The following is an 18,528-nucleotide window of genomic DNA, read 5'->3' as shown; positions in this document are numbered from 1 at the left end:
CGCTTCTTTCAGCTAGCTTGTTCTAAAAATTGGTGACCACAGCGCGCGCCACGGCACCGCCGGCGAGCAGTTCATAACCGCGGTCAATCTCATCGAGCGTGATCCGCTCAGAAACAAGGTCCGCCAGGTTAAAGCGGCCCTGCAGATACAAGTCCGCGAACATGGGGATATCGCGGTGCGGATTTGTTGACCCCATGGCCACGCCCACGATCCGCCGCTGCGGCAGGATGATCTCGCCGAACAGCTCCAGGTCCAGACGGCTTCCCGGCTTTTGCACGCCAATCAGCAGCGCGGTTCCGCCTACGCTCAGCATGCGCACGGCCTGCTCCGCCGTAGGCTGCAGACCGATCACCTCAAACGAGAAGTCCACGCCGCCGCCCGTGAGTTCTTTGACCGCACCGACTGCGTCGCACTGACCTGCGTCGACGACGTCAGTGGCACCAAACTTCTTCGCGAGCTCCAGCTTTCCGGGCTGCAGATCCACCGCAATAACCCGCGAAGCACCTGCAAGCACAGCACCCTGGATAGTGTTCAAGCCAACGCCACCGCAACCGATAACGGCAACGGTGTCGCCGGGCCGGATGCCTGCGGTGTTGATGGCAGCCCCCGCTCCCGTGACGACCCCACACCCGAGCAGGCAGGCGACGTCATAAGAGACTTCCTCAGGCAACGGAATAGCGAGGTTTTCGTGCACCAGGACATGCTGAGCGAATCCGCCCACTCCCATGAACTGAGTCAGCGCTTCCCCGCCGCGCGAGATGCGAGGAGCGTCCGAGGGTTCCCGTTCGAGGCTGGTGGTGCGCTGGCAGCGGTAGGGACGAGCGGCCCGGCATTCTCGGCAAATACCGCACCCAGCTACCATGCACACCACTACCCGGTCGCCGACCTTTACCGAGGTGACGTCAGCTCCGATCTCGACTATGTCCCCCGCCACTTCGTGACCGAGCAGTGCGGGCATCCGGAACCCGAGTCCGTGTTCAGCGATGGACAGGTCGCTGTGACACAACCCGCTCGCTCGGACCTGCACGACGATCTCGTGCGGAAGAGGATCCGCCAGATCCACGTTTTCGACACTGAATCCCGAGCCGGGTGCGTTGACAACAGCTGCACGCATCAGACAACAGCTCCCTCATGCAGTTCGCTCTCCCGGTCGTCGACGCCATGGAACGGTGCGGACGGTCCGGCCAGGAAGAAGAAGCCTGGTGTCCCGCTACCTTCTTCCGGCGTTCCAGTGCACAAGTACAGGTTGTCATTCACCTTCCGGACCTCATCGAGGAAGCCGATGTTCCCCGCGGCATTGTCGAAGTCGCTGTACTTAAGCATCAGCGTCTCCTTGCCGTCGATCGGAGAAGTCCCGCGATGCACTCCGAACCGGTCCCGCCGCAGGACTGTTCCATCTGGCGTGCGCAAGCGGTTGTATCCGGAGGCTCCGTCGCCCTCTTCTCCCGGAATACCCTTACCTAGCCAGAACGTGCCGTTGCCGGCTTTGACGCGTTCGAGGGCAGCCGCGAACGTCTCCTCGCTCTGGCCCAGGTAGTCGATCCCGGCGTACTCCCCCGCCACCTCACCCGGTGCTGGCGCTTCCAACGACTTGAACAGGTTCATCAATGCGTCGTAATCCAGAGCTGCAAGATGGGACACTTGCCAGTGCTCAATGGGATCTGCGTGAAGCATTTTCTTCTCCTCTTTCCGTGATTCATCTCCACTGGTGCGGTGTGGACCACCGTCCAGGCATTTCGCGTGGGAAGTTATACCCGGTCGCTCATCTTGCGGCCCCGGCCATAGAGCGCCATGGCGACCAGAATGACGGCGCCGTACAGTATCTGCTGGTCACTCGTTGCGAGACCATGTCCGATAAGCACCGTCGTGATAACGGTCAGCATCAAGGCGCCAATGACGGTCCGGGAGTAGTCGCCGGGCCCGCCGAACACGGTGCCGCCAATAATGACCGCCGCAAGACTCTGGAAAAGGTACGGACCGCCGATCGATGTGTTGACCGTTCCTGAGAACGCCGCCAACACGACCCCTGCCAGTCCGGCAAAGAGCGCGCTCAGCGCAAACACAACAACCCACATGCGCCGTACCTTGATGAGTGACAATCCTGCGGCGCGCCCGTTGGCCCCTGCCGCTAACATCCGCCGACCCACTGCAGTGCGGTGGATGAAGATGGCCAGGACAACTGTGACCACGGCCCAAATCGCGATGACAGGCGGGAACGGTAGTCCGAATGTTGTTGACCGAAGTGAAGTCAGCGCCATCAGCCATCCCGGCGCGCCGCCGGCGATCGTGCCTTCTGTCTGGATCTGCATGAGCCCCAGCGCAAAAGTGCCCATTGCCAGCGTGACGACCAGTGGCTCCACATTGAATCGGTGGCAGACCCAACCCACAAAGCCGCCCAGGATGGCAGTGAACGGGACGAGCAAGAGCAATGCGGTGGTGAAGCTCATGCCATAGAGTTGCGTGAACTGCGTGACGAATACGGCACCGACGACGAGGAAGTTCGCCACCGACATGTCCACACCGCCGATGAGGATCGCCAATGTTTGACCGATTCCCGCCAGCCCGACGAGGGACGCGAGAATCAGCAACGACTTCACGCTATTCTCCGACGCGAAACCGTCCAGGGTGAAGGCACCAACGAGGAACGCGACAACCGTGATGGCAATCTGCAGGAGCGGAAACTTGCTCTGCGCCCGGGCCAGTAGTTCAGTCGCGCGGGGACGCTCGTCAATAGTGGGCTCAGCCGCGGCCGACAGTGTTGTCATGAGTTATTCTCCTTACGTGGCGCGGCAATGATCGAACCGGTGATGACGGCGAACAAGAGCAAGGCGCCAAAGACGAGATTCAGCCAGACCTGGGAAACGTTGAACAACGTCAACATGTTCTGAACCAGGAAGATGACGGCGGCGCCGGCGACAGCGCCCAGCAAGCCGCCTCGGCCGCCGGTAATCACAATGCCGCCGAGGGCGATAGCGGTGATGGCACCAATGACGTATGAAGAACTTGTCGATGCGTCGGCGGAACTCACCAGCGCCGTCAGGGCGATCCCGCCGACCGCGGCTATCACGCCGCCGATGGCGTAGGAAGCGACGCGGATGAGCCCCACGTTGACCCCCGCAGAAAAAGCGGTTGCGTCATTGCCGCCGATTGCATAGAGGTTCCGGCCGAAGGCTGTCCGCACGAAGAACGACCACAGAGCGAGCGGTACTCCAATTGTCAGCAGGGCACCGGGGATGAACCACACCTGGCTGGCCAAGTTGAGCACCCACCCGTCGAACAGGATCACGGGCGTGGGAGCCAGCCGCAGGTTGATCCCGGTCAGGATGAACATCGAAGCCAACGAGGCCACAATCGGGGGAAGGCGCAGGACGACGGCGAGAAGGCCGTTCAGCGTACCGAGGATTGCCCCGACTACCAGCAGGATGGGAATCGCAATGTAACCGCCCAGGCCAGCGGGCGTAAGGTAGCCGACCAACAGAATAGAGGCGAAAGTCATCTGTGCACTGATTGAAAGGTCGATCCCGCCTCCGATAACTGCCGCTGCGGTCGCCATCGCGGCCAGCGCGATAGGGGCGAATGCCGCTAGTTGTTGTACCGGACCGAAGTGCGGTTGCACCGCGATGTTGATCGCCAGCATGATGACGGTCAGAATCGTGGCAAAAGCGGCGGGACGCAGCCGGAAGAAGAGCCGCATGCCCTCCGCGAGCGAAACCTTGGGGGCGACGCTACTACTGGTTCTGTGCAAGACCGTGCTCATCGCGGCTTTCCTTCCCGAAGAAACTTGCAACCAGGCCCTGCCTGGTCAGATCCATATGGTGGAACTCGTGGGTGCACTCGAAGTCATCGAAGACGAGCACCCGATCCATGAGTTCCACATGTTCATCGACCTCTGTGGAGAGCATGACAACGGCCATGCCTTCGGCGGTCAGTTCGCCGAGGAGACGGTAGAGGTCCCGCTTGGCGTTGATATCGATGCCACGCGTGGGATCGTTCAGCAATAAGATCTCGGGCTTCGTTGCCAACCAGCGGGCGATGATGACCTTTTGCTGGTTGCCGCCGGAAAGCGTAGTGATCGCGTTGGTGGTGTTCCCGGTCTTGATGCTGAGTCGTGAGACGTAATCGCTGAAGCGTCGCGCCGCAGCGCGGGGGCTAAGGAATCCTCCCCTGACATCCTCGTTTACTGTGGCGATGGAAAAATTGTCGAGTATGGACATCCATTCAAAAAGAGACTCGCCCCGCCGCTCTCGCGGCACATATGCAATCCGCTTGGAGTGTGCAGCTTCCCGGTTGGAGATGACCGCTTCACGGTCGCCTTCTGTCCGCACCACGTCGCCGGACATGTTGCCCATTCCTGCGAGAGCCTTCAGAAATGCGTCCTGCCCCTGCCCTTCAAGTCCTGCCAAGCCGACCAGTTCGCCGGCACGAATCTGGACGTCGATAGGGGCGCATCCCGGCGCCAGCGAGAGCCCCCGTGTTTCCAGAACTACCGGTGCATCCGTGACGTGCTCCCGCGTCTCGACCCGCGCGGCAGCCGGGGCCAAGTGGTCGCTTCCGGTCATCATTACCACTAGTTGCTCAGTCGTCCACTTCTCGTCGTCGACCGTTCCCACAGTGATGCCGGAGCGAAGGACGGTGATGCGATCACCTATCTCTTCGATCTCATCCATTCGATGGGTGATGAGCATGACGCCCACGCCTTCTGTGCACAGCCGCTTGACGACGCGGAACAGCCGTGAGCGGCTGTCATAGTCCAGGGCCGATGTCGCCTCATCCAGTATCAGGACGCGTGGGTTTCGCAGCAGGGCGCGGGCAATGCTGCAAACCTGCCGGTCGCTGAGCGAAAGGTCCTCCACACGGGAATCAAGCCGCGGCGGGTGCTCGAGAAGTTCGGCGAGGATTTTCTGGGCACGCTCAGCCTTGTCCGATTTGCGCACCTTCGTGGTGAAGGCCCCGTCTACACCCAGCCACAGGTTGTCCAATACTGTTCGGCTGCCCACCGAGAGTACTTCTTGGAACACAGTCACAATGCCGGCGCCCTGCGACGCCCGGGGTGAGGTGAAGCTTTGAAAGCGGGTGCCATCGACGGAAATTTCACCGCTATTGGGGGCATGAATTCCACTGAGAATTTTGACGAGGGTAGATTTACCCGAACCGTTCTCGCCCACCAGCGCGTGAACTTCACCGGCGCGAATGTTGAACGAAGCGTCCCGAACGGCGACGGTAGGGCCGAACCGCTTGCTGAGCGACTGCACGTCCAGCAGCACGCCACCAGGCTCAGATCGAGATGTCTTCGCTTCAGGAGCGCGGAGTTCGCGTCCATTTTCGCTCACTTTCTTCTTGTAGGGCACAAGGGTGCCCAACGACCGGTGCGGGCCAGCCGCCGAGGCGGCAGCCAGACCCGCACCGACCCTGGGTCTACTACTTGCCGGGGTTGTTGAAGTAGCCGTCGAGGTATTCGGAAGGAAGCAACGAACCGACCGTCTTCGTTTCCTCCGCCGAGGTGGTCGTCGCGCCGGGCACCGCGTACTCGTCGATGTTTTCGTCGGTGATGAACTGGGTCTCGAGGGCGACCTGGTTGATCTTCGGGCCTTCCCCCTTCATCGTGCGAAGTGCCACTTCCCACAGGGCTTCACCAAACTGGGTGCCGGTGCCCGGAACTGCCAGGCCTTCATACCCGTCGGGGCTCAGCTGTTCCCACCAAGCGAGCGAAGCGGCCGTTGGCAGGTTATCCAGGATCACCGGCATCGAATCACGGCCGGCATCGTCGAAGCCGGCGAAAGTGCCGGCGCCCATGGACGCGACCTGGTACACCAAGTCGATGTCTTCCGGATGCGACGCTAGGAAGCTCATCACTCCCGATTTTGCGCCAGGGTCGCTGAAGTTCCCGGCGGGGCTGCCCACAACCTCGATCTCATCGCAGGACTCCACTACCTGTTGCGCGGTGGCCACGGACGTGGTGTTGACCGTCATTCCCTCAATGCCCTGGACGATGAGCATGTTGCCCTTGCCGCCGATCATTTCAACGCCGCGCGCCACAGTCTGGGCAACGCTGTCGAAGCCGTTCGGACTGATGTTGAGGGCGTAGGGCGAAGCAACATATCCGGTGAATGTCACCGTGGGGATACCCTTTTCACCGGCTGAATTCACCGCTCCGACGAGGGCTTCGCCCGACAGCGGTTGGGCGATGATGATGTCTGCGCCCTTGCGGACCAGTTGCTCGAACGCGCGCACCTGGTCAGCCGCCGTCACCTCGCCGCCGGCCCCTCCCGGTGTCTCGATCAGCAGGTCAGCGATGTCTCCGGCAGCCTTCGAGTCTTTGGCCAGCCGCTTGATCTCAGTGCTCAGCGCAGCCGCTACAGGGCTCCCCGAATCCTGCTGCAGATAGCCAACCGTGACGGGACCATCCGCAACCTTAGATTCAAGTCCGGCCCACGAACTGGCCTCCACCTTGTCAGGCCAACCATTGAACGCGACGCGCACGTCCTCTGGAAGGTCCTTAAGCAGTCCTTCTGGATCGTTCGGTTCAACAACGGGCACGTCGCCGCACTTGGCTTCTGCGATCGCGTCCGCCGCGCCTGCATTTCCACCAGCGCTGGAAGATCCGCCGCCGCCGCAGGCCGCCAGAGCGAGGACAGCCGGCAGAGCCAGTGCCATCAGCATGCCGCCGCGGACACGCTCACGGCGCTTCAATTCTGTAGGAGAGAGCTTAATCATGTTTACTGTCCGTTCTTCAAGTGTCCATCGCCTTTGAAATGAGACACCTACGGCCGCATCTTGTTCGTTTGAGGCAGCCGAGGATCGACGGGCGGATCTGCTGTGATCGCCACCACGGCAACGATATGGCGGCACAAACTGACCGGAGAAGGGGTTAGTGGAGACAGTGCGCGCCAGATCACAAGCCATGCGCAGGAGCGCAATCCGCGGCCGTCATCGCCGACTTATCGGCCCGGGCAATCGCCTACTTGAGGAACTTGGACATGCGGCGGTCGGCCAGCAGTTTGCCGCCGGTCTGACAAGTGGGGCAGTACTGGAGCGATGAGTCGGCGAAGGAGACTTCGCGGACGGTGTCGCCGCAGACGGGGCAGGGCTCGCCGGTCCGGCCGTGCACGTGCATGGCTTTGCGCTTCGAGTCCTTCAGCTCTTTCGCCGGGCGGCCGGAGGCTTGCTCGATGGCTGACTCAAGCACCTGGTGCATCGCCCAGAACAGCCGGTCCACGTCCTCGGGATCGAGCTTCGCTGCGTTGGCGAACGGGGAAAGCTTGGCGGCGTGCAGGATTTCGTCGCTGTACGCGTTGCCGATGCCGGCGATGGCCGACTGGTCGCGCAGCAGCCCCTTGATCTGCCCGCTGTGCGTGGCAAGCATCTGCGCGAAAGCCGGGGCATCGACGTCGAGCGCGTCCGGACCCAGCCGGGCAATGCCCGGCACATCGAGCGGATCCTTGACCACGTAGACCGCCAGCGATTTCTTGGTGCCGGCCTCGGTCAGGTCGAATCCGGGCGCTTCCTCGCCGTCGGCCGCGAACCGCACCCGCAGCGCCATGGCTCCCTTGCCCGGCCGCAGGCGTCCCGGCTTCAGCGCATCGGACCAGCGGAGCCAGCCGGCCTTGGCCAGGTGCATCACCAGGTGCGCGTCGCCGGCGGTGATGGCGATGAACTTGCCGTGCCGGGCCACTCCGGAGACGGGCTCGGCTCCCAAGACCTCGAGCGGGAGGTCTGCGGTCTTCAGCACCGAGAACGACAGCACCTCAACGTCGGCGATTCTCGCCTGCGCCCCCTCCTGCGGCAGCAGCTTCGCCCGCAGGAAATCGACCAGTCCCTGCACTTCAGGCATCTCCGGCATGCCCTCACGGTAGCGCAAAATGCGGCCGCAGAGCCCGGCAATTTCGCCAGTTCTCTCATTTCAGGCCCGATGCCTAAACCACGCCCAGGGGCGCACGTCAAGGACCTCTGCGGGTGACGTACCTCAATGAGGCACATGAGGTTGCCCACTTTATAAGTGTGCTATTCGCGCGACGTTGGGCTAATTCCTGCCGTTGCTAGCGTCGAAGGTTGGCCCCGAGAGGCCGTTGCACCCAGCGAGACCGCGACCACCACAACCATCCATGTGAGGTACGAGACCGATATGAGCACGCCGCCCAACCCCGTCGCGCCCGGGCAGGACGCCCGGGACATCCGGCCCGACACCCGGCCCCCAGCGCAGGGCCCGGCCCTGCCCGCCGGCGACGTTCCGCCCGAGCCCGAACAGCGCACCAGGGTCAACAAGACCGTCTTCATCGGCTCAGCCGTCGGCGTGCTGAGCATCGCCTTGTGGGCCATCATCGACCGCGAATCGGCGGACGCCGTCATCGGTTCCGCCGTGACCTGGGTGGGCTCCACTTTCGGCTGGTGGTATTCGCTGATTGTCGTCTCGGTCCTCGTCTTCGTCCTCTTCATGGCCGTCTCCCGAGTAGGCAAGACCCGGCTGGGCCCTGACCACTCCCGCCCGACCTTCAACCTCTTTACCTGGACGGCAATGCTGTTCGCCGCCGGCATCGGCATTGACCTCATGTTCTTCTCGGTGGCGGAGCCGGTGACCCAGTATCTGGCACCGCCCACGGGCGACGGCTCCACGGTCGAGTCCGCCCGGCAGGCCGTGGTCTGGACACTGTTCCACTACGGCATTCTCGGCTGGGGCCTCTACGCCCTGATGGGGATGGCGCTGGGCTACTTCGCCTTCCGTCACAACCTGCCGCTGAGCATTCGCTCGGCGCTCTACCCGATCCTGGGCAAGCGGATCCACGGGCCGGTGGGGCACGCCGTCGATATCGCCGCCATGCTCGGCACCATCTTCGGCATCGCCACCAGCCTGGGCATCGGCGTCGCGCAGTTGAACTTTGGCCTCAGCTTCCAGTTCGGGATACCGGAAAACACGGTGGTTCAGATCGCGCTCATCGCTGTGGCGGTGGTGATGGCGACCATCTCGGTGCTCACCGGAATTGAAAAGGGCATCCGCCGGCTGTCCGAACTCAACGTCATCCTGGCCATTTCCCTGATGATCTTCGTCCTGATCACCGGGTCCACCCGTTTCCTGCTGGACGGGATCGTGACCAACATCGGCGACACGCTCTCCCGCTTCCCGTCGATGGCGCTGGACACCTTCGCCTATGACCGGCCCGACGACTGGCTCAACGGCTGGACGCTGTTCTTCTGGGCTTGGTGGATCGCCTGGGCGCCCTTCGTGGGCCTGTTCCTGGCGCGCATCTCGCGGGGACGCACGCTGCGCGAATTCGTCGTCGGCGTGCTGGTGGTGCCGTTTGCGTTCATCCTGCTGTGGATCTCGATCTTCGGCAACAGCGCCCTCGAGATCGTGATGGGCGGCAACGCCGCCTTCGGCGAGGTGGCCATGAGCCAGCCCGAACGCGCCTTCTACGGCTTGCTGGAGCAGTACCCGATGGCCCCGCTCAGCGCCGCCATCGCCACCTTCACCGGTTTGCTCTTCTACGTCACCAGCGCCGATTCGGGCGCCCTGGTGATGAGCAACTTCACCTCCTACCTCAAGGACGCCGACTCGGACGGGCCCAAGTGGCTGCGCGTGTTCTGGTCGGTCGCCACCGGCCTGCTGACCCTGGCCATGCTGCTGGTGGGCGGGGTGCCCACGCTGCAGAGCGCCACCGTCATCATGGGCCTGCCGTTCTCGGTGGTGCTGGTCTTCATCATGCTGGGCCTCTATAAGGCCCTGCGGCTGGAGACCGCGCTGGCGGACAGCTACCAGGCCGGCCTGCACGCCGTGCTCAATTCCCGCACCAACGTGCCCGCCGGCGCGGACGGCCGCCGCGGCTGGCGCCAGCGCCTGGCCCGGGCGATGAACTATCCGGGCCGCCGCCAGGCCCAGCGCTTCGTGTCCGAGGTGGCGGTTCCCGCGCTCTCCGATGTGCGCCGCGACCTCGCCAGCCGCGGCATGGAGGCGACCATCGAGACCCGAACGGTCGAAGCCTTCGGCATCGACTCCGTGGACTTCTGCGTGGAGCTCGACGGCGAACGCACCTTCAAGTACCAGGTCTTCCCGGTACAGAATGACGTCCCGTCCTATGCACGTTCCTCCGGAGCGGGCGGGAAGTACTACCGGATCGAGGTGTTCTCGCTTGAGGGCAGCCACGGCTACGACCTGATGGGGTACAGCAAGGACGAAGTCATCGCCGACGTGCTGGACCACTACGAGGTGCATTTGGAGTTCCTGCACCAGCACCGCGCCACCCTGCCGTACAGCACCGCCGCGGAAAACGTCCCGCCCAAGGCGGACTGGGACACCGACTACGACACCGTCGACGAACCCGTCGCCGCACTTTCGAAGGAGACACCATGACCAACACCGCCTCCACTTTGTTCATCAACGGCTCGTGGGAGCCGGCCGCCTCCGGCGCGGTGCGCGAGATCCGCAACCCTGCCGACGGCGAGCTGGTCGCCACCGTGTCCGAGGCCGGCCGGGACGACACCGAACGCGCCATCGCCGCGGCCCGTACCGCGTTCGACTCCGGTGTCTGGGCCGCCGTCCCGGCACCCGAGCGCGGCGACTTCCTGCTCAAGGTGGCTGCCGGGCTGCGCGAGCGCCGCGAGGAGTTCGCCCGCGCCGAGTCGCTGGACACCGGCAAGCGGATGCTGGAAAGCCGCCTCGACATGGACGACATCGCCGCCTGCTTCGACTACTTCGGCAAGCTCGCCGGGCAGCAGGCCGGCCGCATGGTCGACGCCGGCGACCCCGCCGTCGTCAGCAGAATTGTGCACGAGCCGGTGGGCGTCTGCGGCATGATCACGCCGTGGAACTACCCGCTGCTGCAGGCCGCGTGGAAGATTGCGCCCGCGCTGGCGGCCGGCTGCACGTTTGTGCTCAAGCCTGCCGAGCTCACCCCGTCCACGGCCATCCTGACCATGAAGCTGCTCCAGGACCTTGGCCTGCCGGACGGCGTCGCTAACCTGGTCACCGGTCCGGGCGCCGAGGCGGGCGCACCGCTCTCCGAGCACCCCGACGTGGACCTGGTCTCCTTCACCGGCGGCTTGGTGACCGGCCGGGTGGTGGCGGCGGCCGCGGCCGGAACCGTGAAGAAAGTGGCCCTGGAACTCGGCGGCAAGAACCCCAACGTGGTGTTCGCCGACGCCGACTTCGACGCCGCCGTCGACAATGCGCTGAACGGTGCCTTTGTGCACTCGGGCCAGGTCTGCTCCGCCGGCGCGCGGCTGGTGGTCGAGGAATCCATCGCCGAACGTTTCGTGGACGAGCTGGTCCGCCGAGCCGAAGGCATCCGGCTGGGCGGACCCTTTGACGAGGCTGCCGAAACCGGGCCGCTGATTTCGGCCGCACACCGGGAGAAGGTGGACGCCTACGTCCAGCGCGGCGTGCAGGAGGGCGCGCGGCTGCGCTGCGGCGGCGCCGCCCCGGAGGGCCCCGGCTACGACGACGGTTTCTACTACCTGCCCACCGTGCTGGACCGCGTCGAACGCGGCATGTCGGTGGTCGTGGACGAAGCCTTCGGCCCGGTGGTGACGGTGGAAACCTTCCGCACCGAGGACGAGGCCGTGGCCACCGCCAACGACACGGTCTACGGCCTGGCCGGAGCGGTCTGGACGCAGGACGCCGGCAAGGCGCAGCGGGTGGCCGGCCGGCTGCGGCACGGCACCGTCTGGATCAACGACTTCCATCCCTACCTCCCGCAGGCCGAATGGGGCGGCTTCGGCCAGTCCGGCGTTGGCCGCGAGCTCGGCCCGACGGGTCTGGCCGAGTACCAGGAGGCCAAGCACATCTACCAGAACACCAGCCCCCAGGTGACCGGCTGGTTCGCTGACCGCGCCAAGGAGAACTGAATGCACACCGACAATATCGAGAACCTGACCGACCGGGAGTTTGACTACATCGTGGTGGGCGGCGGATCCGCCGGGGCGGCCGTTGCCGCCCGGCTGAGCGAAGACCCCGCCGTGTCCGTGGCACTGGTGGAGGCCGGCCCGGACGACCGCGGCGTGCCCGAGGTGCTGCAGCTGGACCGTTGGATGGAACTTCTGGAGTCCGGCTACGACTGGGACTACCCGATTGAGCCGCAGGAGAACGGCAACTCGTTCATGCGCCACTCCCGCGCCAAGGTGATGGGCGGCTGCTCCAGCCACAACTCCTGCATCGCCTTCTGGGCCCCGCGCGAGGACCTGGACGAGTGGGAGTCCAAGCACGGCGCTACCGGCTGGAACGCGGAGAATGCGTACCCGCTGTACCAGCGGCTGGAGACCAACGAGGATGCCGGCCCCCACGCCCCGCACCACGGCGACGCCGGCCCCGTGCACGTGATGAACGTGCCCCCGGTGGACCCCACCGGCGTCGCGCTGCTGGACGCCTGCGAGCAGGTGGGCATCCCGCGGGCTCGGTTCAACGACGCCAGCACCGTAGTCAACGGCGCCAACTTCTTCCAGATCAACCGGCGCTCTGACGGCACGCGTTCTTCCAGCTCCGTCTCCTACATCCACCCGATCATCGAGCGGGAAAACTTCACCCTGCTGACCGGCCTGCGCGCCCGCCGGCTGGTGTTCGACGCGGACAAGCGCTGCACCGGCGTCGAGATCGTGGACAACGCCTTCGGCCGTACGCATTCGCTGTCCGCCCGGCAGGAGGTGGTGCTCTCCACCGGCGCCATCGACTCGCCGAAGCTGCTGATGCTCTCCGGCATCGGCCCCGCCGCCCACCTCGCCGAGCACGGGATCGACGTAGTGGTGGACTCCCCCGGGGTCGGCGAACACCTGCAGGACCATCCCGAGGGCCTGGTCCAGTTCGAGGCGAAGCAGCCGATGGTCACCGAATCCACCCAGTGGTGGGAAATCGGCATCTTCACGCCCACCGAGGAGGGCCTGGACCGTCCGGACCTGATGATGCACTACGGCTCCGTGCCGTTCGACATGAACACGCTCCGGCACGGCTACCCCACCACCGAGAACGGGTTCAGCCTCACGCCGAACGTCACGCACGCCCGCTCCCGCGGCACCGTCCGGCTGCGCAGCCGCGACTTCCGCGACAAGCCGATGGTCGATCCGCGGTACTTTACCGACCCGGAGGGCCACGACATGCGCGTCATGGTGGCCGGCATCCGCAAGGCCCGTGAAATCGCCGCCCAGCCGGCCATGGCCGAGTGGGCCGGGCGTGAGCTGTCCCCGGGCATCGGGGCGCAGACCGACGAGGAACTGCAGGACTACATCCGCAAGACGCACAACACCGTCTACCACCCGGTCGGCACCGTCCGGATGGGCCCGGTGGAGGACACCATGTCACCGCTGGACCCCGAGCTGCGGGTCAAGGGCGTCACCGGACTGCGCGTTGCCGACGCCTCGGTCATGCCCGAGCATGTGACCGTCAACCCCAACCTCACCGTGATGATGATCGGCGAGCGCTGCGCCGACCTGATCCGCGGCGGGCAGGCCACCGGAGCAATCGCGGCGGCGGCAGGCTCGGCCCGAGCCTAGCCATTGTCGGCCGGAAGGCGGGGCGTCGTCGGATGACGATTCCCCGCCTTCCGTGCCTTCTGCGGCAGCACGACGGCGGTGCCCGGGACCCGTTTTTCGAGCGGCTTTTGTCGACAATTGGCTGGCCTTCGGCGGGTCGGGTTCGCACGGGAAATCCGTGCCCGAAACCTCTACCGCGGGGCCGCTGGAGCTTCTACGCTTTCTATACTGCTCCGTCTGTTGGGAAGGAGGGGTGTGGAACCGCCGGCGTCGGGGCATGCCTGCCCGACGCCCCGCCGGAGGGATTCCACCCGGATCCGTCCGCCGGATTCCGCACAACGGATCATGTGGCCCTTTCGACGTAACAGGCCTGTAGAGGTCGAGTTCGATGAACTGATGGACAATGCCCGCCGCCCGAAGAAGAAGCGCCGTCGCCGGCGCCTCGACTTGTGGCTGGTGAGCGTGGCGGTGGCGGCCGTCGTCGCGGGCGCACTCGTCGCGCCGGCGGCGGTAGGGGTCTCCGTCGTCGGAAATTCCGTCCTCGACATGTGGCAAACCCTCCCCACCGACCTGCCGGTGAACCGCCCGCTGGCGCAGCGCACGGTCCTGTTGGATAAGGACGGCAAGGAGTTTGCCCGGTTCTACAGCGAGAACCGGGTTGATGTTGAGCTGGACCAGGTGTCGGAGGCTTTCAAGAAGACCCTGGTCAGCACCGAGGACGCCCGCTTCTACGAACACGGCGGGGTGGACCCCCTCGGCATCACCCGGGCCCTGTTCCACAACATCACCAGCAGCGACGTCCAGGGCGCATCCACCCTCACCCAGCAACTGGTCCAGAACATCCTGATCAACCATGCACGGAACCAGGAGGAGGACAATGTCGCCGCCGGCGACACCTACAACGCCAAAATCCGGGAAATGAAATATGCCGTCGCGTTGGAGAAGCAGCTGCCCAAAGACGAGATTCTGCTCCGCTACATGAACGCCGTCTATTTCGGGAACCGCGCCTACGGGGTGGAGGCAGCGGCCCGCTACTACTTCAACACGCCGGCCGCGAAGCTCGACTATGCGCAGTCCGCCCTGCTGGTCGGCCTGCTCAAGGCGCCGACGGCCTTCGACCCGTTCACCCACCCCGACGCCGCCACGGAGCGGCGCAACACCGTCGTGGATGTGCTGGAGAGGCAGGGGGTATTGCCGGCCGACAAGGCGCAGGCGGCACGCGAGGCCCCGCTGGGGGTGAAGCGCGGCGACGAGCCGTCCGGCTGCGGCGGGTCCACATATCCGTTCTACTGTGAAGCGGTCCGGGAAGAGATACTCTCCAACCCGGCCTTCGGCAAGACCGCGAAAATCCGGGAGCAGCGCTTCAATCTGGGCGGACTGACCTTGACCACCGCCTTGGATCGGAAGGCCGCGAACGCGGCGCAAAAGGCAGTGGAGAGGGCGCTGGGCAACGGCAACCGCGCCGCCCTGGGCATCGCCGTCGTCCAGCCGGGAACCGGCCACGTGGCCGCCATCGCGGAGAACCGCGACTGGGGCAAGGGCAACGGCAAGACCCAGGTTGTCTACGTCCGCAACGCCTTCCAGGTCGGGTCGGCCATGAAGCCGATTGTGCTCGCCACCGCGCTCACACAGGGCATTCACACCTCCACCAAGTTCCGCGCCGACGGCCCCTACCGCTCGAAAAAACTGGACAATCCGAAGGGCGGCTACATCAACTACGACAACGTCGACTACGGAGTCATCAACGCGAAGCAAGCCATCCGCGCCTCGGTGAACATCTACTTCATCAAACTGGTCGAGCGGGTCGGTGTCATCAACGCGGCCAAAATGGCCAACAAGCTGGGCATCACCTCCATCGACCCGGACAAGCTGAGCGGCAGGGAAGGATCGCTCGCCCTCGGCGCGTACGAAGTCACGCCGCTGCAAATGGCCAGCGCCTACGCCGCGTTCATGAGCAACGGCACGGTGTGCAAACCGGTCATGGTCATCAAGGCAGTCACTACCGACACCAAAAAGAAGCTGCCCGTTCCGGACCCCGATTGCCACCGCGCCATCAAACCAGCAGTCGCGGACACCGTCGCGTCTGTGCTCAAGGAACCCTTCAATCCCAGAGGAACCTTGGGACCGCGCATTGAGCTCAAGGGAAACCGGGAGGCCGGAGCCAAGACCGGAACCACCAACGACTTTGCGGCGAACTGGATTGTGGGCGGAACGCCCCAGCTCATGACCGCCGTCTGGCTTGGTGACCCCCGCGGCGGGGCCCAGTACCCGCTGACCACGCTCAAGGCCTACGGCACCACGTACACAGACCTGACCGGCTCCGAAGTGGCTGCACCCGTCTGGAAGGCAACCATGGACGGCGCGCTCAAGGGCGAGAAGAAGGTCCAGTTGCCCGAAGCCGACCGCTCGCTGACCAAATAGACACCGTCGGCTTCCACCCGCCAGCCTTCGCCGGCAAGAGTGCGCCGTTTACCGGGTCCACCGCATAGGGTTGTGTTGCTTGCTACCCACCCGATCTGGAGGACCGACCGCTGATGCCTTCTGGCGAACTCGACTACTCGTCCGGGGTCCCGCTGTACCGGCAGATCAAGGAGATCCTGCGACGGGAGATCGCAGACGGAGTGGCAGATCCGCAGAAGCCGATGACGGAGGCGCAACTGCTCGACCGGTTCGAGGTCAGCCGCGCACCCATCCGGCAGGCGCTGATGGAGCTGACCAGCGACGGGTACGTCTACCGTAAGCAGGGCAAAGGCACCTTCCCGGCCAGAGGACTGCGGGTACACCGGCCGGCCGATGTCCAGTCCGGTCGTTTTTATCAGTTCCTGGTTGAAAGCGGGATGCACCCGTCGTCGAAAGTCTCCGCCCCCGCGTGGGTGGAACCTCCCGCCGAAGTCGGCCAGTTGCTGGGCACGGACGAGCACGAGCGGCTCTTGCACTTCACCCGGTTGATTTCGGTCGAGGGCGCCCCGCTGGCCGAGGCGAACGTGTACATCCGCGCGCCGCGCGACTTCAATCCCACGGTGCAGGAACTGGAAGAGAGCGGCTCGGCCTTCGAACTGCTAGAACAGGGCTATGGCATCACGCTAGGCCGATCGGAACATGAAGCCTGGGCGACCGCCGCCACCGAGGACCATGCCGCAACGTTGGGCGTCAGCGTGGGAAGTCCGCTGCTGGTCATCGACACCATCTTCCGCACCGCCGGCGGCCGGCCCATCGGCTGGCGCTCTGCCCTGCACCACGCCGAAAGCTTCAAATACCGGTTCACGCAGTAGCACTCCGGCAGTCATCCGCCGGGAACTTCATCCAGACGCGTCAATCAGCCAGCCGGTGAACAGTGCCGAGGCGACCGGCTCAACCCTTGTCTGAAGGCAACTGCTGAAGCCGCCACGCGATGATCTCGCGGATGAGCTCGGTCGGGAGCGGGGCATCATGGCGGAGCTGGATAAGGTGCTCGGTGGTTCCATAGGCGGCCAACTCGGTCGAGAAATGCGCGATCGCGTCTGGAGTGGGATAGAACCCGATGTGGCGCTTTGTTCCGGTGAAGAAGAACAACGGCTCGGTGCCGAGCTTGAAGGCTGGCATCCGCCAACTGATCGATTCTTCCGCTTCATCGGGCACAGCTGACCGGATCAGCCCATACACAGACAGCAGCCGATCGCGCACATCACCGTCGTACCCGTCAATGTACTCGGTGATCGAACACGCAGTCATGGTGGTCTCCCTTTTCGCGACGTCAGGTGGGCCACGCTCGCAGCTTGAGCGATGGTGCAGGCCGATCATACGGCAGTTGCACTGGTAGATCGCCGCCGTCGAATATCACCGACGCGCCCCAGAACAACCGGTCGGTAATGGCATTGACTTTCACTCGACATCGTGTAAACCTAGTTTACAGGTAATCGGGATCACAATCACAGGCAGTCGGCAGCCAGCCGCTCGGCAGGTGATTCCCTCGTTTACCGACGCCTGCACCGAGTTCGGCGAGGAATCAATCCAGAGGTCGCGGTGCATGATCCTTCCCAGCGCGGCACGCCCCGAGCGTGGCGTACAACGAAAGGTTGTGCCAATGACGGATACAACGCCTTCCCCCACCGCAACCGTAAACTCGGTCCTTGGACCCGTTCCTGCTCATGAGCTGGGCGTAGTCGCGGTCCACGAATCCCTGCTTTCCGTCCTGCCGGGCGCGCAGTACGCCCCGGACATCTCGATGGACCGGGCCGAGATCTTCGAGGCCCTGGCCGCGAAACTTACCGACTTCCGCGACAAGGGCGGCAAGACCATCGTCGACAGCACGGGAATGTTCCACGGCCGTGACCTCAAGCTCTACGAGGCGCTGTCCCGCTCCACCGGCGTGCACATCATCGCCTCCACCGGCCTGGGCCCCGAGGAGGAACTGGGCGGATACTTCCTGACGCCGCAGACCAACCCGCCCACGCCGTGGCCGGCCGAGAAGTTCGAGGACCTCTTCGGCAAGGAGGTCATCGAAGGCATGGTGGTCCCCCGGGTTGAACGCCGCGCCGCCGCCGGCATCGTCACCACCATGGCCGACCGCTCCGGCATGACTCCTACCGAGGAGTCCCTGTTCCGCGGCTCCGCCCGTGCCGCCAAGAACACCGGCGTGCCGGTCTCCATCCGCTTTGGCGCCGACGTCCTGCACGACCTGGACGTGGTCCTCGACGAACAGATCGACGCCGACCGCGTGCTCGTGGGCGATGTGGACCGCAAGGACGCCGCCAAGTTCGCCCTGGAGGTCGCCGGCCGCGGAGCCTTCGTCGGCATCGACCACGTAGGCCTGGACGACGACGAGAACTACCTCACCGACCGCGAGCGCGCCGATCTGGTGCTCGAACTCGTCAATGCCGGCCACGCGGACAAGATCATCCTCTCCGGCAACTCCATCGGCGTCGCTAAGGGGCTGCCGGAGTACAACCTGCCGTACAGCCACGTGCTCGCCACCTTCGTGCCTTTCCTCAAGGACCAAGGCCTGAGCGACGACGACGCGCAGCGCATCCTGGTGGAGAACCCGCGCCGCCTGCTGACGGTGCGCTGACCACCCCGGGCGAGCACCGCCGTCGTACATCA

14 protein-coding genes are annotated in these 18,528 nt (G+C 64.6%); 6 read left to right on the top strand and 8 right to left on the bottom strand.

Annotated features, from left to right (window positions below):
• Positions 1–22: 22 nt before the first annotated feature.
• From ACWF5H_RS11790 to ACWF5H_RS11760, 7 genes are all read right to left on the bottom strand, one after another.
• A complete protein-coding gene (locus tag ACWF5H_RS11790) occupies positions 23–1,114 on the bottom strand; it encodes a Zn-dependent alcohol dehydrogenase (RefSeq protein WP_452037027.1) in 1,092 nt (363 codons plus the stop codon).
• Positions 1,114–1,674 carry a hypothetical protein gene (locus ACWF5H_RS11785; RefSeq protein WP_452037025.1) on the bottom strand — a complete coding sequence of 187 codons (561 nt, stop codon included), beginning with the start codon at positions 1,672–1,674 and terminating at the stop codon, positions 1,114–1,116. The genes ACWF5H_RS11790 and ACWF5H_RS11785 overlap by 1 nt, the downstream gene beginning before the upstream one ends.
• Positions 1,675–1,748: 74 nt before the next feature.
• Entirely contained in the window at positions 1,749–2,765 is a 1,017-nt protein-coding gene (locus tag ACWF5H_RS11780) for an ABC transporter permease (protein WP_452037024.1), read from the bottom strand.
• Entirely contained in the window at positions 2,762–3,757 is a 996-nt protein-coding gene (locus ACWF5H_RS11775) for an ABC transporter permease (protein ID WP_452037022.1), read from the bottom strand. The genes ACWF5H_RS11780 and ACWF5H_RS11775 overlap by 4 nt, the downstream gene beginning before the upstream one ends.
• A complete protein-coding gene (locus ACWF5H_RS11770) occupies positions 3,729–5,330 on the bottom strand; it encodes a sugar ABC transporter ATP-binding protein (protein WP_452037021.1) in 1,602 nt (533 codons plus the stop codon). The genes ACWF5H_RS11775 and ACWF5H_RS11770 overlap by 29 nt, the downstream gene beginning before the upstream one ends.
• Positions 5,331–5,418: 88 nt before the next feature.
• Complete coding sequence (locus tag ACWF5H_RS11765; protein WP_452037020.1) at positions 5,419–6,903, bottom strand: substrate-binding domain-containing protein; 1,485 nt, start codon at positions 6,901–6,903, stop codon at positions 5,419–5,421.
• Between the two features lie 55 nt (positions 6,904–6,958).
• Positions 6,959–7,840, bottom strand: a complete 882-nt coding sequence (locus tag ACWF5H_RS11760) for a DNA-formamidopyrimidine glycosylase family protein (protein ID WP_452037019.1) — start codon at positions 7,838–7,840, stop codon at positions 6,959–6,961.
• 282 nt (positions 7,841–8,122) lie between these two features.
• Here ACWF5H_RS11760 and betT point away from each other — a divergent pair, with 282 nt between their 5' ends.
• From betT to ACWF5H_RS11735, 5 genes are all read left to right on the top strand, one after another.
• Positions 8,123–10,342: a choline BCCT transporter BetT gene (betT, locus tag ACWF5H_RS11755; protein WP_452037017.1), complete on the top strand. Its 2,220-nt coding sequence runs from the start codon at positions 8,123–8,125 to the stop codon at positions 10,340–10,342.
• On the top strand, positions 10,339–11,835 hold the full coding sequence (locus tag ACWF5H_RS11750) for an aldehyde dehydrogenase family protein (RefSeq protein WP_452037015.1): 1,497 nt from the start codon (positions 10,339–10,341) through the stop codon (positions 11,833–11,835). The genes betT and ACWF5H_RS11750 overlap by 4 nt, the downstream gene beginning before the upstream one ends.
• A complete protein-coding gene (locus ACWF5H_RS11745; RefSeq protein WP_452037014.1) occupies positions 11,836–13,470 on the top strand; it encodes a GMC family oxidoreductase in 1,635 nt (544 codons plus the stop codon).
• A 375-nt stretch (positions 13,471–13,845) separates the two neighbouring features.
• Positions 13,846–15,870 (top strand): transglycosylase domain-containing protein, encoded by a 2,025-nt coding sequence (locus ACWF5H_RS11740; protein WP_452037013.1) that lies wholly within the window; start codon positions 13,846–13,848, stop codon positions 15,868–15,870.
• A 113-nt stretch (positions 15,871–15,983) separates the two neighbouring features.
• Positions 15,984–16,721, top strand: a complete 738-nt coding sequence (locus ACWF5H_RS11735) for a GntR family transcriptional regulator (protein ID WP_452037012.1) — start codon at positions 15,984–15,986, stop codon at positions 16,719–16,721.
• A gap of 79 nt (positions 16,722–16,800) precedes the next feature.
• Here ACWF5H_RS11735 and ACWF5H_RS11730 read toward each other — a convergent pair whose 3' ends face one another.
• A complete protein-coding gene (locus ACWF5H_RS11730; RefSeq protein WP_452037010.1) occupies positions 16,801–17,160 on the bottom strand; it encodes an iron chaperone in 360 nt (119 codons plus the stop codon).
• A 352-nt stretch (positions 17,161–17,512) separates the two neighbouring features.
• Here ACWF5H_RS11730 and ACWF5H_RS11725 point away from each other — a divergent pair, with 352 nt between their 5' ends.
• On the top strand, positions 17,513–18,496 hold the full coding sequence (locus tag ACWF5H_RS11725; RefSeq protein ID WP_452037009.1) for a phosphotriesterase family protein: 984 nt from the start codon (positions 17,513–17,515) through the stop codon (positions 18,494–18,496).
• The last annotated feature ends 32 nt before the right edge of the window (positions 18,497–18,528 follow it).

This window comes from Arthrobacter sp. NPDC055138, from assembly GCF_053607305.1.
This window is presented reverse-complemented; position numbering and strand designations above follow the sequence as displayed.

Excerpts from the sequence above, each read along its gene's own strand:
- ACWF5H_RS11780 (WP_452037024.1), bottom strand. The coding sequence starts at position 2,765 with ATGACAACACTGTCGGCCGCGGCTGAGCCCACTATTGACGAGCGTCCC.
- ACWF5H_RS11730 (WP_452037010.1), bottom strand. The coding sequence starts at position 17,160 with ATGACTGCGTGTTCGATCACCGAGTACATTGACGGGTACGACGGTGAT.
- ACWF5H_RS11765 (WP_452037020.1), bottom strand. The coding sequence starts at position 6,903 with ATGGCTTGTGATCTGGCGCGCACTGTCTCCACTAACCCCTTCTCCGGT.
- ACWF5H_RS11745 (WP_452037014.1), top strand. The coding sequence starts at position 11,836 with ATGCACACCGACAATATCGAGAACCTGACCGACCGGGAGTTTGACTAC.
- betT (WP_452037017.1), top strand. The coding sequence starts at position 8,123 with ATGAGCACGCCGCCCAACCCCGTCGCGCCCGGGCAGGACGCCCGGGAC.
- ACWF5H_RS11725 (WP_452037009.1), top strand. The coding sequence starts at position 17,513 with ATGACGGATACAACGCCTTCCCCCACCGCAACCGTAAACTCGGTCCTT.
- ACWF5H_RS11790 (WP_452037027.1), bottom strand. The coding sequence starts at position 1,114 with ATGCGTGCAGCTGTTGTCAACGCACCCGGCTCGGGATTCAGTGTCGAA.
- ACWF5H_RS11740 (WP_452037013.1), top strand. The coding sequence starts at position 13,846 with ATGGACAATGCCCGCCGCCCGAAGAAGAAGCGCCGTCGCCGGCGCCTC.
- ACWF5H_RS11735 (WP_452037012.1), top strand. The coding sequence starts at position 15,984 with ATGCCTTCTGGCGAACTCGACTACTCGTCCGGGGTCCCGCTGTACCGG.
- ACWF5H_RS11775 (WP_452037022.1), bottom strand. The coding sequence starts at position 3,757 with ATGAGCACGGTCTTGCACAGAACCAGTAGTAGCGTCGCCCCCAAGGTT.
- ACWF5H_RS11785 (WP_452037025.1), bottom strand. The coding sequence starts at position 1,674 with ATGCTTCACGCAGATCCCATTGAGCACTGGCAAGTGTCCCATCTTGCA.
- ACWF5H_RS11760 (WP_452037019.1), bottom strand. The coding sequence starts at position 7,840 with ATGCCGGAGATGCCTGAAGTGCAGGGACTGGTCGATTTCCTGCGGGCG.
- ACWF5H_RS11750 (WP_452037015.1), top strand. The coding sequence starts at position 10,339 with ATGACCAACACCGCCTCCACTTTGTTCATCAACGGCTCGTGGGAGCCG.